The 17,978-nt window shown below is 48.2% G+C and carries 12 protein-coding genes; 9 read left to right on the forward strand and 3 right to left on the reverse strand.

The window, feature by feature from the left end; genetic code table 11:
* Positions 1 to 47: 47 nt before the first annotated feature.
* Positions 48 to 1,193 carry a YwqG family protein gene (locus L5L77_RS20650; RefSeq protein WP_263186769.1) on the reverse strand — a complete coding sequence of 382 codons (1,146 nt, stop codon included), beginning with the start codon at positions 1,191 to 1,193 and terminating at the stop codon, positions 48 to 50.
* A 218-nt stretch (positions 1,194 to 1,411) separates the two neighbouring features.
* On the opposite strand from L5L77_RS20650, the gene L5L77_RS20655 reads away from it, so the two are divergent.
* The 3 genes from L5L77_RS20655 to L5L77_RS20665 all read left to right on the forward strand — a co-directional run bounded on the left by L5L77_RS20655 (position 1,412) and on the right by L5L77_RS20665 (position 4,905).
* On the forward strand, positions 1,412 to 2,938 hold the full coding sequence (locus tag L5L77_RS20655; RefSeq protein ID WP_105250475.1) for a YifB family Mg chelatase-like AAA ATPase: 1,527 nt from the start codon (positions 1,412 to 1,414) through the stop codon (positions 2,936 to 2,938).
* Between the two features lie 112 nt (positions 2,939 to 3,050).
* The gene (locus tag L5L77_RS20660; protein ID WP_105250476.1) at positions 3,051 to 3,947 is read left to right on the forward strand and encodes an acyltransferase; all 897 of its coding nucleotides are present in this window, start codon (positions 3,051 to 3,053) and stop codon (positions 3,945 to 3,947) included.
* 13 nt (positions 3,948 to 3,960) lie between these two features.
* Complete coding sequence (locus L5L77_RS20665; protein WP_263223377.1) at positions 3,961 to 4,905, forward strand: acyltransferase; 945 nt, start codon at positions 3,961 to 3,963, stop codon at positions 4,903 to 4,905.
* A gap of 7 nt (positions 4,906 to 4,912) precedes the next feature.
* Here L5L77_RS20665 and L5L77_RS20670 read toward each other — a convergent pair whose 3' ends face one another.
* Positions 4,913 to 5,407, reverse strand: coding sequence for a DUF523 domain-containing protein (locus L5L77_RS20670; protein ID WP_263182403.1), 495 nt, complete (start codon positions 5,405 to 5,407; stop codon positions 4,913 to 4,915).
* 300 nt (positions 5,408 to 5,707) lie between these two features.
* Here L5L77_RS20670 and L5L77_RS20675 point away from each other — a divergent pair, with 300 nt between their 5' ends.
* The 6 genes from L5L77_RS20675 to L5L77_RS20700 all read left to right on the forward strand — a co-directional run bounded on the left by L5L77_RS20675 (position 5,708) and on the right by L5L77_RS20700 (position 17,703).
* Complete coding sequence (locus L5L77_RS20675) at positions 5,708 to 6,475, forward strand: GntR family transcriptional regulator (protein ID WP_006084449.1); 768 nt, start codon at positions 5,708 to 5,710, stop codon at positions 6,473 to 6,475.
* Positions 6,476 to 6,527: 52 nt separating this feature from the next.
* Positions 6,528 to 7,406 carry a methylisocitrate lyase gene (prpB, locus tag L5L77_RS20680; RefSeq protein WP_006084450.1) on the forward strand — a complete coding sequence of 293 codons (879 nt, stop codon included), beginning with the start codon at positions 6,528 to 6,530 and terminating at the stop codon, positions 7,404 to 7,406.
* Positions 7,407 to 7,682: 276 nt separating this feature from the next.
* The gene (prpC, locus tag L5L77_RS20685) at positions 7,683 to 8,810 is read left to right on the forward strand and encodes a 2-methylcitrate synthase (RefSeq protein WP_263173991.1); all 1,128 of its coding nucleotides are present in this window, start codon (positions 7,683 to 7,685) and stop codon (positions 8,808 to 8,810) included.
* Between the two features lie 80 nt (positions 8,811 to 8,890).
* Positions 8,891 to 11,494 (forward strand): Fe/S-dependent 2-methylisocitrate dehydratase AcnD, encoded by a 2,604-nt coding sequence (gene acnD, locus L5L77_RS20690; protein WP_263186599.1) that lies wholly within the window; start codon positions 8,891 to 8,893, stop codon positions 11,492 to 11,494.
* A gap of 93 nt (positions 11,495 to 11,587) precedes the next feature.
* Complete coding sequence (gene prpF, locus L5L77_RS20695) at positions 11,588 to 12,805, forward strand: 2-methylaconitate cis-trans isomerase PrpF (RefSeq protein ID WP_263193117.1); 1,218 nt, start codon at positions 11,588 to 11,590, stop codon at positions 12,803 to 12,805.
* 371 nt (positions 12,806 to 13,176) lie between these two features.
* Positions 13,177 to 17,703: an EAL domain-containing protein gene (locus tag L5L77_RS20700; protein WP_263223379.1), complete on the forward strand. Its 4,527-nt coding sequence runs from the start codon at positions 13,177 to 13,179 to the stop codon at positions 17,701 to 17,703.
* A gap of 62 nt (positions 17,704 to 17,765) precedes the next feature.
* Here the strand turns inward: L5L77_RS20700 and L5L77_RS20705 are convergent.
* Positions 17,766 to 17,978: integrase core domain-containing protein (locus L5L77_RS20705; protein ID WP_263186454.1), on the reverse strand; the 213-nt coding region annotated here is incomplete at its 5' end.

A 17,978-nucleotide genomic window follows, 5' to 3' on the forward strand; every position in this document is an offset into this window, starting at 1 on the left:
CCGCATCGCCCAGCAAAAAGGTTGGGTGTAGCCAACCTTTCGATGAACTAATAATCATATATGCAGTAAATGCGATCGAATTTTCCTAACGCTAAATCGTCCCGGTGGATAATAAAATTCAATTGCATAGAATGCTCACTGTAGACGACTTTGAACAGTACTAGATAATCTTCGGCATTGCCGCCTAATTCAGCCGCGGCATGGAGTTCGGGGGCTTTATAGCGACTATCGCCATGGCCATTAATGCTGGCGATACCATTGTAATACGGTAGCGGCTGCTCGGGGACCAGCAATACCTGCAAGTTGGATGACTGCCAGTCGGTATTAGCCCATTGCGATTGAGTGAGAATCTGACCAGGGATAAACCCCTGCTCATTCAATTGTATCAGCTCATAGCCCTTGAGCTGATCTTGCCACTCTGGTGCCAATTCATCATCCACAACCGCTAGGGCCTCCAGCACCATAGCTTGTTGCGGTTCTGGTAGCGCTTGTAAACGTGCCTTGGCTAACTTTACTAAATGCGGGTTGTCACTATTAATCATGTCAGGGGCTATCATCTTAATGCTGGCAATTCCCTGAAGTTGATAAGCCTCTTCATACTCATAGTTTGCACATACCGCATCGTCGAACTTAGGTTCGGCAATCGCTTTTCCAGAGTTCAGTTGCTGATCCTCTGCGACATAATAGACATGGCCGCGAAGCATTTCCGAGAATCGCCAGCGCTCCAAAAAGAACAACAATCGCCCTTCTCGAGGCAAATAAGATTGAAACGCCTTCAGGTCGCTGCAGTTGAGCTGTGCGATAAATTGCATGGGCACACGGAAGGCTTGCGCAGCCTCATCCCAATCCCAATGATGCTCCTCATCAGTCTCCCAATCGTCCTGCCAGTCCTCCCGCCAATGCTCATTAATAAACTCGCGGGTATGGCCAAAGCTCTCAACATAGCCATCCAACATCTCCTCCCTTCCGACCAAAGTCACCGGATAATCCATGCCAACAGGCAAATCCGGTAAACCACCCAGCCTACTATTGCCTAACTGAGCATAATCTTCGATTGCACAGGGATAGAGATCGACACTACTGCGAATAAATGCCGAAAGCGTATGGGCAAGATGCGGGTCTTTAAACTGCGCCAACTTTTGCTCTAGCAGCTGCTGACGAATGGGGGAATTTTCTGCTAACAACATATCCATATTTACCTCACGACTCCAATATTTGTTTTTTTATCATTTCTATCAACTATTTGCCACCTTCAAATAAGGCAAATTGCCAAACCTATCACACGATTAGCAAAGCCGGAGTCAACGGCTTGCTAATGAGAAGGGCTACGACCTAGGCGATAGGAAACCCCTCCCATTAATTACTGCTACACTCAAATTCAGCGCAAAAAAATTAGCAAAAGGATTTGTTTATGGCGATAGCCTGTGTCAATACCCGAGCCAGTTGTGGGGTCGAAGCTCCTCAAGTCACAGTTGAAGTGCATCTCAGCAACGGCTTACCAGCATTTAATCTTGTAGGCTTACCCGAAGCTTCGGTAAAAGAAGCCCGTGAGCGAGTACGCAGTGCCTTGATCAATGCGGGATTCGAGTTTCCGATGCGGCGGATAACAGTCAATCTCGCGCCAGCTGATTTACCTAAACAAGGTGGTCGCTACGACTTACCCATCGCCGTGGGCATATTGGCCGCTTCGGAACAGATTCCCATTAACAGTTTAAAAAATATCGAGTTTGTCGGCGAGCTGGCACTGTCAGGGCACATACGTTACTGCCAAGGGTTATTGCCCGCGATTATCGCTGCAAAGCGCCAAGACCATACCTTGGTCTTACCGCTAGATAACCGCCACGATGCCGAGCTAGTCGGCTATCCCAATGTGTTATTTGGTTCGCATCTGCAAAGTCTAGCCGCGTATTTACAAGGGCAAAACCAACTGCCAACACTGGCGCCACAGTTAGAATGGGTAAGCCAAGAGACACCTGAGTCCCATACTTGCCTGAGCGATGTGATTGGCCAATATCAGGCCAAGCAAGCACTCGAGATTGCCGCTGCGGGTAACCACAACCTCTTGATGCTAGGCCCGCCAGGTACAGGCAAGACCATGCTTGCCAGCCGCATGATGGCGCTATTGCCCGCACTCAATTATGAGGAAGCGTTAGAAGTGGCGGCAATTCATTCCGTTGCTGGACTCGACATTAAACCGCAGCATTTTTTACAGCGACCATTTAGGGCGCCGCACCACACGAGTTCTTCGATTTCCCTCGTGGGCGGTGGCAGTATCCCAAAACCAGGGGAGATCTCCCTCGCCCATCGCGGTGTATTATTCTTGGATGAAGTGGCTGAATTTCCGCGTAAAGTCTTAGATTGCCTGCGCGAACCGATGGAAACCGGCGAAGTAGTGATTTCCCGCGCCGCCGCTAAGCTGACATTTTTAAGTCGATTCCAATTAATCGCAGCGATGAATCCTAGCCCTAGTGGCGACTTGGATAGCCATCATAGATCCAGCCCAGAACAAATCCAACGTTACCTTTCGCGGCTTTCAGGTCCGTTTCTCGATCGTTTCGACTTGACCATAGAAGTGCCCAAACTTCCCGCGGGCACCTTGACTCAAGCCGCGCCGCAGACAGAAACCAGCCAAGATATCGCCAAACGAGTTAAGCTAGCACGTGAGCTACAACTCGCCCGTGCCGGTGTGCTCAATAGCGAACTTACAGGGAAACAATTGAAACGCTTCAGCGGGCTCAGTGATGCTGATTTAGTGTTTTTGGAGCAAAGCGTGGTCAAGCTTGGCCTATCGGTTCGCAGTTTTCATCGTATACAAAGAGTCGCCCGCACTATCGCCGATCTTGAACAAGCACCTAATACCGAACGCCGTCATCTTGCCCAAGCACTAGGTTATCGTGCTATGGATAGGTTGCTAGCACGACTATCCCAGCAATATTGAGTCAGCCGCTTTACAGTGAAGATGAACAAATGCACCGACCAGCTGTGCCTAAGATTGAGCCAAACGCCTACACCGAGTAACATAGGCCTCCAATTTTTGTCAGGGGGCTCGGATGGGAATGCTGTTTTCACAGATAAAAGGCTGTATTGCATTTTTAGGTTACGTTATAAATACCGTCTTTTGGACTATCCCAATCGTGTTAATCAGTTTTATAAAACTGATACCTATCAGTCCATTAAGGACTGCGACTAGCCATGTACTCGATTTTTGTGCCAGCGCTTGGATCAGTGTTAATGGCGTAATTGAACGCTGCTTACATCCCGTTAAGATTGAACTGAGTGGTGACACCGACTTTTCCACTAAAGAGTGGTACATGGTGATTGCCAACCACCAGTCTTGGGTCGATATCCTGATCCTGCAGCGGATTTTTAACCGAAAAATCCCTTTCTTAAAGTTTTTCCTCAAGCAAGAGCTGATTTTTGTACCTGTATTAGGCCTAGCTTGGTGGGCACTCGATTTTCCTTTTATGCGTCGTTATAGCACAGCGCAGTTGCGTAAGAATCCTAAGTTAAAGGGCAAAGACATTGAAATTACACGTAAAGCCTGTGCTAAGTTTAAGGCTAAGCCTGTGAGTGTGATGAACTTTGTCGAAGGCACGCGCTTCAGCAAGGCTAAGCATCAAAAACAAAACTCACAGTTCCAACATTTGCTAAAACCTAAAGCGGGCGGTATGGCCTTCGCGCTATCAGCCATGGGTGAACAGATCCACAAACTAGTCGATGTCTCCATTTACTACCCAGACGCAGTACCGAGCTATTGGGACTACCTGACAGGCAAGTTGCCAAGCGTTAAAGTACACATCAAGGTCTCCGATATTGATCCTGCGATGCGCGGCGATTATATGAATGACCGCGATTTTAAAATTGGCTTCCAAGAACAACTGAATCAACTCTGGCTCACTAAGGATCAAGTGTTAAGCCAACTCGCTAGCCAAGCGAATAAAGAATAAAGGTAACGCCACTATGTTGAATTTCCTGCCTGGTTCAGTGTTGTTTATGCTGAGCTTAAGCTTGCTGATCATTAATACCGCCATTTGGGGCTCGCTTATCAGCATTGGCGGATTAGTGAAACTTGTGATGCCAGCGCAAGGTGCGCGCAATGCGGTGACTGCGGTCATGAACCGTTTTATGTGGGCTTGGGCCTGCTGCAACGGTGGCATCTTGTATTTGATCGCTAAAATTGAGTGGGATGTCAAAGGGCTCGAAGGACTCGATAAAAACAGCTGGTATTTACTGATCAGCAACCACCTCAGTGGATTCGATATCGCCGCGCAAACTTACGTGTTACGTAACCACATTCCCATGCTGAAGTTCTTCCTCAAAAAAGAACTCATCTATGTGCCCATCATGGGCCTAGGATGTTGGGCGCTGGATATGCCATTTATGAATAGAACCAGCCCCGCAAAACTCAAAAAGAATCCAAAGCTTAAGGGCAAAGATTTAGCGACCACACGCCGCGCCTGTGCCAAGTTTAGCAATATGCCCACGTCAATCATTAACTATGTTGAAGGCAGCCGTTTTACCCAAGATAAACATCAGCGCCAAAACTCGCCTTATCAACATTTGTTACGTCCTAAAGCGGGTGGTATCGCCTTTACCTTATCAGCCATGGGCGAACAATTTACTAACCTGCTGGATATGACAATCGTCTACCCAGATGCGCCTGAAGATATTCTGTTTGGGGTGATGAATGGTAAGGTCAGTAAGATTATTGTGCGAATTAACGCCCTGCCCGTGCCTCAGGTCGATGCGGCACGTTATTTCTCTGAGTCTGAGTACCGCGTCGAATTCCAGCGCTGGTTAAACCAAGTGTGGGCGGAAAAAGACCAACAAATTGATGCTTTACTCCAAACACATCAAAGTGTGAACAATAAGGCCACCAGCCCAAATCACACTCAAGCAAGCTAGCTCGTCTCTAGCTTTGCTCTAGTTCAGCAACACATGCCGCTGCAGCGGATAACTCCAATTCATTGAATACAGTTATTCCTGCGGCGCTGAGTTTTTCAGCTGTTAATCCTCGTCCCGCAATTAACTGTTTTACAAATTGACCATCGTAAATCTGCCTATTACCACAGGATGGACTGCGGGCTTTTAAAATCGCCACTTTAATCCCGTGTTGCTGCGCCAGCTTAAGCGCGAGATCGGCTCCCAGACTAAAAGCGTGGGTCACATCCTCACCTTGGGCAGTTAAGATGCGCTGTCCAATCCGCTCCGCTGGCGGTCTAGGTGTTGGCAAACCGCCTGCACATTCGGGACAAATCGCCACAATCCGCCCTTGTTCGAGCCACGTTTGCACCAGCTCGCTCTCCATCAAGTTATGGCCACCGTCGTAGCGCACCGCTTGTCCGAGTAAACAACTGCTCACTAACACTTTTTCCACTGTCATCCCCAAATGTCTCATTCCGCCCATAGCATAACGCGAAGGATAAACATGCCAAATGCATTTGGACGATTTCCCCCAAAACCATCAACATCCGCAACGAGGTTGGAAGGTTAAAACCACGCCATTGTTGACAATTTAATATTTAAATATTCATAACATAAAATATTAACAACGAGATAATTAAAATAAAATGATAAAAATCAATAATAAAAATAGAAATTCATTGAAATATAGACTTACGTCTAAGTAAACACATTGTTGACAATCCACCAAGGGAGGGCTATTTTTTACCCATTGTCGACAATCCTATTAATAGTGATGCGTTCTATGTTGAAGCAAGACACGACGTTCGTTTCTGATGACACTCAAGTTCCCCACCTGCACAAGGTCAAATCGACCTCGGCAGATAAGACGTCGACCACATTAGCCGATCAAATTTTGGTGCAGATCCAAACCAGCATCATCAAGGGCGAACTGCCTGCAGGCAGCAAGATTAACGAGCAAGCACTGGCCGAAAAATACGGCATCAGCCGCGGCCCGACCCGCGAAGCCCTGCAAACCTTAGAAAGACAACGCTTAGTAGTGCGTGCGCCCCATGTTGGTGCCCGCGTCGCCCAACTGACAGTGAGTGAACTTAACGATTTATATCAACTACGTAGCGTGCTTGAAGGCATGGCCTGCGAACTCGCCGCCAGCCGTATTACCCCAGAACAATTAGCCAAGCTAGAAGATCTGCTCGCAACGCAAGAAGCGGCGCTCGCCAAGGGCGATACTTACTTCCAAGAAGAAGGCGATGTCGACTTCCACTACCAAATTATTCAAGCCAGCGGTAACAAGCATCTGCAGGAAACCTTAGTCGGCGGCCTGTATCACTTGCTGCGTATGTATCGCTACCAGTGCACTAATAAAAATCGTCCCGTGAAAGCGATTGCCGAGCACAGACGCATAGTCGAAGCCATTGCCCAGCGCGATGGTGAGTTGGCCAGTTTGCTGATGCGCCGCCATATCGAACAGGGGCGTAAAAATACCGAATTACGCTTAATTGAATTGCAAGCCAATGCAGCCGCAAAAGAAACCTTAGCCAACATTAGCTAAGTTCTTACGGCTCAATATGCCCACTTCCCATAAAATGGAAAAGGATAAAACCATGACTCAAAGCGCAGGATTACGTTTTCGCCAAGCTCTTGCTAAGGCCAAACCGTTACAAATCGTTGGTACCACCAATGCCTATTTTGCCTTAATGGCAGAGCAAACTGGCTTCCAAGCCTTGTATCTTTCGGGCGCTGGCGTTGCCAATGCTTCCTACGGTTTGCCAGATTTAGGCATGACCTCAATGAATGACGTGCTGATTGATGCAGGCCGCATCACCTCTGCCACGCAGGTGCCTTTATTGGTCGATATCGATACTGGCTGGGGCGGCGCATTCAACATTGCTCGTACCATCAAAGAATTCGAAAAAATCGGTGTCGCCGCAGTGCACATGGAAGACCAAGTGTCGCAAAAACGTTGCGGTCACAGACCCAACAAAGCAGTCGTGAGTATTGAAGAAATGGTCGATCGCATTAAAGCGGCCGTCGATGCCCGTACCGATCCTAACTTTGTGATCATGGCGCGTACCGATGCGGTCGCCGTGGAAGGTTTAGAAGCGGGTATTGAACGTGCGCAAGCGTATATTGCCGCCGGCGCCGACATGATCTTCGCCGAAGCCTTAACTGAGCTAGACCAATATCGCCACTTCAAGGCTCAAGTTAAAGCACCAATTTTGGCGAACATGACTGAATTTGGTCAAACCCAATTGTTCAATAAAGAAGAACTCGCCGAGGCGGGCGCCGACATGGTGCTCTACCCACTCGGTACTTTCCGTGCAGCCAACCAAGCCGCACTGAACGTCATGCAAGCGCTGATGAATGATGGTCATCAACGCAACGTGCTAGACACTATGCAGACCCGTAAAGACTTGTATAAATACTTGGGCTACCACGCCTTTGAAGACAAGTTAGATCAACTGTTCAGCCAAGATAAATAGCTAAACAAGCGAGAAAGAAAAATACACAAGACCATGGATTGTCAGTAGAAGCGCAAGCTCATGTTGTTACTGAAACCCAGACGCTTTGCCCCCAAGCAGCAAGGCGTCACCGAAAAGCTGCAACCCTACAGGGTTTGGCGTTAATGCAGATTTAACGTTAAACACGTTACATAAAAAGTGCAGCCTTAACCAATAAATGTCGGCGAATGAACACTCAAAAATAAGTGCATTCATCCGCCAGCAATAACCAAACAGAGTTAACGGAAGGGAAGGATTATGTCAGAAGCTAAAAAACTAAGCGGTGCAGGATTACGTGGCCAGAGCGCAGGCGAAACCGCATTAAGCACAGTGGGCGTGTCAGGCTCGGGCCTAACGTACCGCGGTTATGATGTGAAAGATCTCGGTGAAAATGCCACCTTCGAAGAAGTCGCCTACCTTATTCTTTACGGCGAGCTGCCCACTCAAGCCCAACTTGATGCCTACAAAACCAAACTCAAAGGCCTTCGCGGTCTGCCGCAAGCCTTAAAAGAAGTATTGGAGCGCATTCCAGCCGACACTCATCCTATGGATGTAATGCGTACTGGCTGCTCTATGCTAGGCAACTTAGAAGCCGAGCACAGCTTTGCCGAACAGAGTGAAATTACCGACCGTTTACTCGCCGCGTTCCCATCGATCATCTGTTACTGGTATCGCTTTAGCCACGATGGCGTGCGTATTGATACTGAAACCGATGACGATCAAATTGGCGCACACTTCCTCCACTTATTACATGGCAAAGCGCCGTCGGCACTGCATGCTAAAGTGATGGACGTATCGTTAATTCTTTATGCAGAACATGAATTTAACGCATCAACCTTTACCGCTCGCGTATGTGCTTCAACCCTGTCAGATATGCATTCATGCGTCACTGGCGCCATTGGTTCACTGCGCGGCCCGCTGCATGGCGGCGCGAACGAAGCGGCGATGGAACTCATTAAAGATATGAAAGATGAAGCCGATGCGCGCGACATCTTAATGGGCAAACTCGAGCGTAAAGATAAGATCATGGGCTTCGGCCACGCAATTTACCGCGACAGCGATCCACGTAACGCCATCATCAAAGAATGGTCAGAAAAACTGGCGGCGGCCAACGGTGACGACCGCCTATACCGAGTATCAGTTGCCTGCGAAGCCCTGATGTGGGAACAGAAAAAACTCTTCTGTAATGCTGACTTCTTCCACGCCAGCGCGTACCACTACATGGATATTCCGACTAAGTTGTTTACGCCAATCTTCGTGTGTTCACGCGTCACTGGCTGGGCGGCGCACGTGATGGAGCAACGCTCTAACAACCGCATCATTCGCCCGAGTGCCGATTATGTGGGCGTGGCGCCGCGCAAAGTGGTACCAATTGCCAACCGTTAAGCAAAATTGACCACACTTGGCGCGAGATTTCACTCAATGTAAGTCTCGCGCCAACTTCATTTTCCGAAATGGATGATGTTATGAGCACTGCTATGAATACCCAATATCGCAAGCCCTTACCCGGCACTCAGCTCGATTACTTCGATACCCGCGAAGCCGTAGAAGCCATTCAAGCTGGCTCGTATGCCAAGCTACCTTACACCTCGCGCGTTTTAGCCGAAAACTTAGTCCGTCGCTGCGATCCGGCCGTTTTGACCGACTCGCTAAAACAGATTATCGAATCTAAGCAAGAACTGGATTTCCCTTGGTTTCCTGCACGCGTGGTGTGCCATGATATTTTGGGGCAAACCGCTTTAGTTGACCTTGCGGGTCTGCGTGATGCGATCGCCGCTAAAGGTGGCGATCCCGCCAAAGTGAACCCAGTTGTGCCAACCCAGCTGATTGTGGATCACTCACTCGCTGTCGAATTTGGTGGTTTTGATAAAGACGCCTTTGCCAAAAACCGCGCCATCGAAGACAGACGCAACGAAGACAGATTCCACTTTATTGATTGGACGCAAAAAGCCTTTAAAAACATTGATGTCATCCCTCAGGGTAACGGCATCATGCACCAAATTAACTTAGAACGTATGTCGCCTGTGGTGCATTCACGCAATGGCGTGGCCTTCCCCGATACTTTAGTTGGCACCGACAGCCACACGCCACACGTTGATGCTCTGGGCGTTATCGCCATTGGTGTCGGCGGGCTAGAAGCCGAAAGCGTGATGCTGGGACGCGCATCTTATATGCGTCTGCCGGACATTATCGGTGTCGAACTCACGGGCAGACCACAGCCCGGCATTACGGCTACCGATATCGTATTGGCCTTGACCGAGTTTCTACGCGCACAAAAAGTCGTCTCATCCTACTTAGAGTTCTTCGGCGAAGGCGCAGCGGCACTGACATTAGGCGATCGCGCAACGATTTCGAACATGACACCTGAGTTTGGCGCTACTGCGGCCATGTTCTACATCGACCAGCAAACCTTAGATTATTTGACCTTAACTGGCCGCGAAGCCGAGCAAGTTAAACTGGTTGAAACCTATGCCAAAACCGCAGGTTTGTGGGCCGACAGCTTGACCGAAGTGCACTATCCACGCGTACTGCATTTTGATTTATCTTCGGTGGTGCGCACCATTGCAGGGCCATCAAACCCACATGCACGGGTGCCAACATCAGAATTGGCTGAGCGCGGAATTAGCGGCGTAGTCGAAAACGAGCCTGGCTTAATGCCCGATGGTGCTGTGATTATTGCGGCGATTACCAGCTGCACTAATACCAGTAACCCACGCAACGTGATTGCCGCAGGTCTCATTGCCCGCAACGCCAACGCTAAAGGCTTAAGCCGCAAACCTTGGGTCAAAACCTCACTCGCCCCCGGCTCAAAAGCGGTGCAGTTGTATTTGGAAGAAGCCAAGCTATTGCCTGAACTTGAACAACTCGGTTTTGGGATTGTTGGGTTTGCCTGTACGACGTGTAACGGTATGAGCGGCGCGCTGGATCCTGTGATTCAAAAAGAAGTGATCGACCGCGACTTGTACGCTACCGCAGTGTTATCGGGTAACCGCAACTTCGATGGCCGTATTCATCCCTATGCAAAGCAAGCTTTCTTAGCATCGCCGCCATTGGTCGTCGCCTACGCAATTGCCGGCACCATACGTTTCGATATCGAAAAGGATGTGTTGGGATTAGATAAAGACGGCAACCCCGTCAAACTTATCGACATTTGGCCATCGGATGAAGAAATCGATGCCGTGATTGCGACCAGTGTTAAACCTGAGCAGTTCCGTAAAGTGTACGAGCCCATGTTCGATTTAGCCGTCGATTATGGCGAAAAAATCAGCCCGCTGTACGATTGGCGTCCGCAATCTACTTATATTCGTCGCCCACCTTACTGGGAAGGCGCATTGGCGGGTGAACGTGCACTCAAGGGTATGCGACCACTGGCGGTACTGGGTGACAACATCACCACCGACCATTTATCGCCCTCTAACGCCATTATGATGGACAGCGCCGCGGGCGAATATCTGCACAAAATGGGCTTGCCGGAGGAAGACTTTAACTCCTACGCCACCCACAGGGGCGATCACTTAACCGCCCAACGTGCGACCTTTGCCAACCCTAAACTTAAAAACGAGATGGCAATCGTTGACGGTAAAGTGCAACAAGGTTCACTGACGCGTATCGAGCCAGAAGGTCAAGTGACCCGTATGTGGGAAGCGATTGAAACCTATATGGAACGTAAGCAGCCGCTGATCATCATAGCGGGCGCAGATTACGGCCAAGGTTCGTCCCGCGACTGGGCTGCCAAAGGCGTGCGTTTAGCGGGGGTTGAGGCCATTGTTGCCGAAGGTTTCGAGCGCATTCATCGCACTAACTTAGTCGGTATGGGCGTGTTGCCGCTGGAGTTTAAAGCCGGTGACAACCGTGCAACTTATGGAATAGATGGCACAGAAGTGTTCGATGTGCTCGGCACGCCAGCGCCAAGAGCGGATTTGACTGTCGTCATCACCCGTAAAAACGGGGAGCGCATCGAAGTGCCGGTGACGTGTCGTCTCGATACCGCCGAAGAAGTGTCTATCTACGAGGCGGGCGGCGTATTGCAGCGTTTTGCTCAGGACTTTTTAGAGTCGAATCTGAAGTAAAACTCGCTTTCAACAGGTGGCGACTCCACACGTGAATCGCCACCTTTGATAGCAACGCTAACCTGTATCGCTATTCCCCTTGGAGTTAATAGCATGAGTAAGAATTTTTTCCCGCCACAAATCAAAGTCGCCGCGACTTATATGCGTGGCGGCACCAGCAAGGGCGTGTTTTTCCGTCTGCAGGATTTACCTAAAGCCGCACAAGTTGCAGGTCCCGCACGTGATGCCTTGTTACTGCGAGTGATAGGCAGCCCAGACGCTTACGGTAAACAAATCGATGGCATGGGCGGAGCCACCTCGAGCACCAGCAAAACCGTAATCCTCTCCCCTAGCACCCAAACCGATCACGATGTCGATTACCTCTTCGGCCAAGTGGCAATCGATAAACCTTTTGTAGATTGGAGCGGTAACTGTGGCAACTTGACCGCCGCTGTCGGTGCCTTTGCCATCAGCAATGGCTTAATTGATACGGCCCGTATTCCACACAATGGCGTCTGCACAGTCCGAATATGGCAAGCCAACATAGGCAAAACGATTATCGCCCATGTGCCAATCACCAAGGGTGAAGTGCAAGAAACCGGTGATTTTGAGCTCGATGGTGTGACCTTTCCCGCCGCCGAAGTGCAAATCGAATTTATGAATCCGGCACCTGACGAAGATGGCAATTCTAACGGAGGGAGTAGCAGCATGTTCCCTACGGGCAATCTTGTCGATGTGCTAGAAGTGCCGGGCATTGGCAGCTTTAACACTACTATGATCAACGCGGGCATTCCCACCATTTTTATCAACGCAGAAGACTTAGGCTACACGGGCACAGAGCTACAAGATGATATTAATAGTGACAATGCCGCCCTTGCCAAATTTGAAACCATTCGCGCCTATGGCGCCGTGCGTATGGGCTTGATTTCGCATATTGATGAAGCAGTTGCACGCCAACACACGCCTAAGATCGCCTTTGTCGCTAAGCCTAAAGCCTATGTGTCATCGAGCGGTAAAACCGTCAATGCAGATGAAATTGACCTACTGGTACGCGCCTTGTCTATGGGCAAACTGCACCACGCTATGATGGGCACGGCTGCCGTTGCGATTGGTACGGCGGCGGCAATTCCCGGCACTTTAGTCAACTTAGCCGCAAACGGTGGAGACACTCACAAAACGATAGATGCTGTACGTTTCGGTCATCCCTCTGGTACCTTGCGCGTTGGCGCTGAGGCAAACTTAGTGAATGGAGAATGGACGGTTGTCAAAGCCATTATGAGCCGCAGCGCCCGCGTACTGATGGAAGGTTTTGTGCGAGTACCCGCTGCGTAACTTTATCTAAGTAAAACAGTTCAACCAAAGACCTTGCTTCTCCCCCTTCCGGCAAGGTCTTTTTTCTATTCTCGCCCATCATTTTAATCTGCTTCGCCCGTATTTGTCTTAGCATAATATGTTGACATACCTGAAACAATGCTAAGATCCTTTAGCAAAAACGCCAGAATACAAACTCGTCATAAAAAGAATATTGGCAGTAAAACGGTACAGTTAATATATTGCATGATCTATTACAGAATCGCGCCCATCGATTTTGGTTATTTTTAAGCCAAGTCAGCAATTTAAGTCGCATTTTTACAGCAAAATGGCATGTAAGGTCTAGGCTAAGAACTAAACTAAATAGAAACCTAATCAGGATGGGTCCGTTTTTGGTAGGGGAAAATTTGAGTCAACTAATCCACAAGCTAATGCTAAGTACGCTTTTTATCCTAAGTTTGTGGGGGATCTCGTGCAATGGATTAGCTCAACCATTGAGCGCGGCTTCCACACAGCTCAAATTTGAACATATTCGCAGTGAAGACGGCCTTACCCAAAATACGATTACTAGCCTGTTTATGGACAATGCAGGTATGTTATGGATTGGCACTCAAGATGGTTTGCATGCTTATAACGGTCACAGCTTCAATATTTTCCCCCATTCACCCAATGATCCGAGGAGTATTTCTGAGAGCTATGTCTCTGACATTATTCAAGACTCAGAAGGTAATATCTGGGTTTCGACTTTCAGCCAAGGGGTAAATCGACTCGATTTGAGCACAGGGACCTTTGAACACTTTGGCCAAGAACAAGGGCTTACCGATCCGCGCACAACCAAACTCAGCGTTGTAGGCAATACACTCTGGATTGGTACTAAAGCAGGACTATTTTCCCTATCGACCAAAACCAAACGAATTACCCAAGTGAACTTAGGTAATAGTGTTCAACCCCACATCACCAGCTTAGCCAATGTTGAAGACACTTACCTTCTGGCAGGAACACAAGATAGCGGCACCTTTGCTGTCAGTGCCAATACTATCACTCGCTTAAATGTCCCGCAGAATCTCACTGCACATCAAATTAGGGCACATTCCGCTAATGCGATCACCTTAGCTCTGGGTGAGCAATTATGGCATTACAACTTGGCGTCACAACAGGGCGAAATCCTCTGGCAGACAGACGATAATGTGCCTTACATTAAAGATTTTATCCAAACTGAGCAGGGTGACTTTTGGGTTGTTGGGCCAGAAGCTGGTCTTATTCAACTCGAGAGAAACGATAAGGCATTTACTGCGACCTACCACAGGTATGATCCTAAGCGTACCAACAGTATTAGTGAAAATAACATACTGAGCTTACTGCAAGATCCCTTTAGCAATTTATGGTTAGGTGCCAGTTATTCTGGTCTAGATAAAATTAATACCCGTCGTCAGTATTTTCAGCATATTTACGAATCCACCCCTAACCTGTCGCAACAAAGTAACAACATACGCACCTTGTTCCGCAGCCAAGATAATGCGCTATGGATAGGCACCGAAGGTGCTGGGCTTAAACGCATGTTGGCCAATGGAAAATATGAACACTACACGGAACTCTTTGCTAACGCCTTAGGGATGCATCAACGCAACTTGAATCTTATCCTGCGAGATATAGACCAAGACAAAAATGGCGTGCTTTGGTTTGCCACTAACTATGGGCTAGGTCGACTGGCGCTAGATGGCCACTTCCAGTTACTCAAGGTGACAGAACGCACTGATCAAGGCTCAGAAACCAATTATATCCGTAGTTTAGATATTGATGAGCAAGGTCGCCTCTGGGTGGCAACAACCAATGCCCTCTACCGTAAGGCGATAGATACCGATGAATTTACTTTTATCTCATTGGCACATATTGATAATTTCTATCCGGCACAAAACCAGTTTTTAATCCTCAGAACACACAAAGATACGCTATGGATAGGTACACTCGATGGCCTGCTTAAACTGGATATGAAAACAGGCACAGGTAAATCCTACTTCCATCAATCCTCAGACAAAAACAGCCTGATCAACAACCGTGTCCGCGACATTCTAGTCACAAAGTCGGGCGAGGTATGGTTTGCCACCCATGGTGGGATCAGCAAGTTACCGTCTCAAGAGACTGATGCAGGTTTTAGCCACTATACCCGCAATCAGGGATTACCAAGTGATACCATCTATGCCTTACTCGAGGATCAAGAACACAACATTTGGTTTAGTAGTAATGCGGGGATAGGAAAGCTCAATCCTAAAACCAATCGTGTCATCATATTTAACGAACAAGAAGGGCTACAAGCACTGGAGTTTAACGGTGGCGTCAAACTTGAAGACAGCGATGGCGATCTCTGGTTTGGTGGCATTAATGGCATAAATCGTTTCAATCCAAAGTCAATTCCAGATCAACGACCCGATGTTAAAGTCGCACTCACTGGCTATAGTATTGCGGGTAAAGGACACACTATTCTCGATTTGAGCCATCCACCTAGTATAGTAATGGACTATAGCGATCAGCTGATCAGTTTTGAGGTGACCTCATTGGATTTCAGCTATACGGGTAAAAACCGCTTCAGCTATTTTCTTGAGGGATTTGATAACGAGTGGCATGAGCTCCCCACAGGTAATGAAATCACCTTCACCAATATTAACCCTGGTCACTACCAACTGCATGTTCGCCATGGGCTGCAATACAACACTCAAGGTGACTACGCCCTGTCTGTCGATCTTCATGTACAAGCGCCCTTCTATCGAACTCAGTTCGCCTACGCCCTCTACAGCTTGCTCTCTCTATGGCTGTTGGCTTGGATCATTATCTGGCGTAAAAGGAAACGTCAGCAACAGCGCGAATTTGAAACCAGTATCCGCGCCTCAGAGGAGCGACTCAAACTTGCACTTTGGGCCTCTGGCGATGGCATGTGGGACTGGAACATACCAGAAAATCGAGTCTATCGTACCAATATGGATTCTTCAGTCCCCCATTGGAATAGCAGCAATATAGCCCATGAGAGCATGCACTCAGAGGATAGAGAAAGATTCAAATTTGAGCTTAACGAACACCTTCAAGGTCGTTCGCCTTTCTTCGAAGCAGAGTACCGAGTCGAACGTTCCCCCGGTAATTGGGTATGGATTTTAGACCGCGGTAAAGTGGTGGAAAAAGATAGCCTAGATAATCCAATCCGCATGACAGGGACCAACCGTAACATTACCTCGCGCAAACTGATTGAAAACGAGTTGGTACTGTCATCACAAGTGCTCAACAGTATGAACGAAGCCGTTGTAGTGGGAGGATTAAACTATCGAATTCGTTCGGTCAACCCAGCATTTTGTGCCATTACAGGGTACACAGAACGCCAAATAACCGACAGGCATTTCATTCACTTAGCCTTTAGTCGCCAACAGCGAGAGTTGTTCAATACAATTGAACAACAGCTACTGCGTCACAAACATTGGGTCGGAGAACTCTGGATCCGCAATAAACAACGTCAGGCCATTTTAGTCTGGCTTGAAATCAACCAAGTGATCGATATCAAAGGCGAAACCAGTCACTTCGTTGCAGTATTTACCGACATCACTGAGCGGAAAAAAGCCGAAGAAGATCTGCGTTTCCTCGCCAGCTTTGACACATTAACAGGCTTACCGAACCGAACTTTATTTCAAGACAGGCTCAATCACGCGATTACTCAAGCGCACAGAGCGAATAATATCGTTGCCTTGCTGTTCTTAGACCTCGACCGCTTTAAACATATCAACGACTCTATGGGGCATCATGTCGGGGATTTGTTACTGAAAGCCGTGGCAAGACGACTGCAAAATGCAGTGCGTGATGGCGATACTGTCGCACGCTTAGGTGGCGATGAATTTACTATTATTTTAGAAGGTGTTGCGAAAACAAAAGCCGCAACCCTGATCTCAGAAAAAGTGCTCAGAGCATTCCAAACGCCCTTCCTATTGGACGATAAAACGCTGACCATTTCGACCTCAATAGGTATCAGCTTATACCCTAACGATGCGGACAATGCCGACTCACTGATTAAATTTGCCGATACCGCCATGTACCACGCAAAATCATCAGGTCGAAATAACTTTCAGTTTTATACCTCTAAATTAAATGAAATCGCCACCCGTCATGTACAACTCGAAAGTGGTTTAAAGGAAGCTATCCAACGCAAAGAACTAAGCTTGGTTTATCAACCTAAATTCTGTTTACGAGATGGTTCACTCACAGGACTGGAAGCACTTTTACGTTGGTATCACACTGAACTTGGCCCCATTTCCCCCGTCGAGTTTATTCCGCTGGCGGAAGAAACCGGCATCATCACCCAAATTGGCCATTGGGTGATCAATCATGCTTGCCAGCAATTAGCCGAATGGAATAGCTTAGGATTTAACGGGATCACTATTGCCGTCAACCTATCGGCCCGCCAACTGAAGGCGGACATTATCTCCACCATCGAAGTCGCTTTAGCCGTATCAGGTCTCCCAGCTCAATCTCTTGAGCTTGAGCTTACTGAATCAATGATCATGGGCAATCCGCAGGAGTCGGTCAGCATCCTATCTAAACTCAAGGCCCTAGGATTGACCATAGCCGTGGATGATTTTGGTACGGGTTATTCGAGCCTAAGCTATCTCAAACGCTTCCCGATAGACACACTCAAAATCGATCGAGAATTTGTCAGAGACATCACCAACGATCCCGACGATGCCGCCATCACCAGCGCCATTATTGCCCTCGCTCACAGCTTAGAACTGAATGTCGTCGCCGAAGGCGTAGAGACCCAAGAACAGCTCAACTTCTTGGCGATGCAGGGTTGCGATCAAGTACAAGGTTTTTTACTGAGTAAACCCTTAAATGCCGAAGATTGTTTAACCTTACTCAAAAATCAATCTAAGCCACAGCCACTTTGATTTAAGGCGTTACCAACAAAAACATTTGTCTAGTCCTGAAATAAGTTGACACTTATTTCCACCTAAAACGCCTGATGAACCTCATCGGGCGTTTTGTATTTTAAGGCCAAATGGGGCCGTCGTTGATTATAGATGGCGACCGCTTCTTCCACCATCTGTCGTGCCTCCTGCAGCGTTGCTGGCTTATGTGTTAAAAACTCCTGCTTCAATATGCCATTTACTCGCTCTGCTAACGCATTTTGATAGCAGTCATATCCGTCTGTCATTGAGCATGT

This window comes from Shewanella sp. SM29 (genome assembly GCF_025654245.1).
GTDB lineage: Bacteria > Pseudomonadota > Gammaproteobacteria > Enterobacterales > Shewanellaceae > Shewanella > Shewanella oncorhynchi.

Coding starts and splice junctions, on each gene's coding strand:
- prpB (WP_006084450.1), top strand. CDS start 6,528: ATGACTCAAAGCGCAGGATTACGTTTTCGCCAAGCTCTTGCTAAGGCC.
- L5L77_RS20670 (WP_263182403.1), bottom strand. CDS start 5,407: ATGGGCGGAATGAGACATTTGGGGATGACAGTGGAAAAAGTGTTAGTG.
- L5L77_RS20655 (WP_105250475.1), top strand. CDS start 1,412: ATGGCGATAGCCTGTGTCAATACCCGAGCCAGTTGTGGGGTCGAAGCT.
- acnD (WP_263186599.1), top strand. CDS start 8,891: ATGAGCACTGCTATGAATACCCAATATCGCAAGCCCTTACCCGGCACT.
- L5L77_RS20650 (WP_263186769.1), bottom strand. CDS start 1,193: ATGGATATGTTGTTAGCAGAAAATTCCCCCATTCGTCAGCAGCTGCTA.
- prpF (WP_263193117.1), top strand. CDS start 11,588: ATGAGTAAGAATTTTTTCCCGCCACAAATCAAAGTCGCCGCGACTTAT.
- prpC (WP_263173991.1), top strand. CDS start 7,683: ATGTCAGAAGCTAAAAAACTAAGCGGTGCAGGATTACGTGGCCAGAGC.
- L5L77_RS20665 (WP_263223377.1), top strand. CDS start 3,961: ATGTTGAATTTCCTGCCTGGTTCAGTGTTGTTTATGCTGAGCTTAAGC.
- L5L77_RS20675 (WP_006084449.1), top strand. CDS start 5,708: ATGTTGAAGCAAGACACGACGTTCGTTTCTGATGACACTCAAGTTCCC.
- L5L77_RS20660 (WP_105250476.1), top strand. CDS start 3,051: ATGGGAATGCTGTTTTCACAGATAAAAGGCTGTATTGCATTTTTAGGT.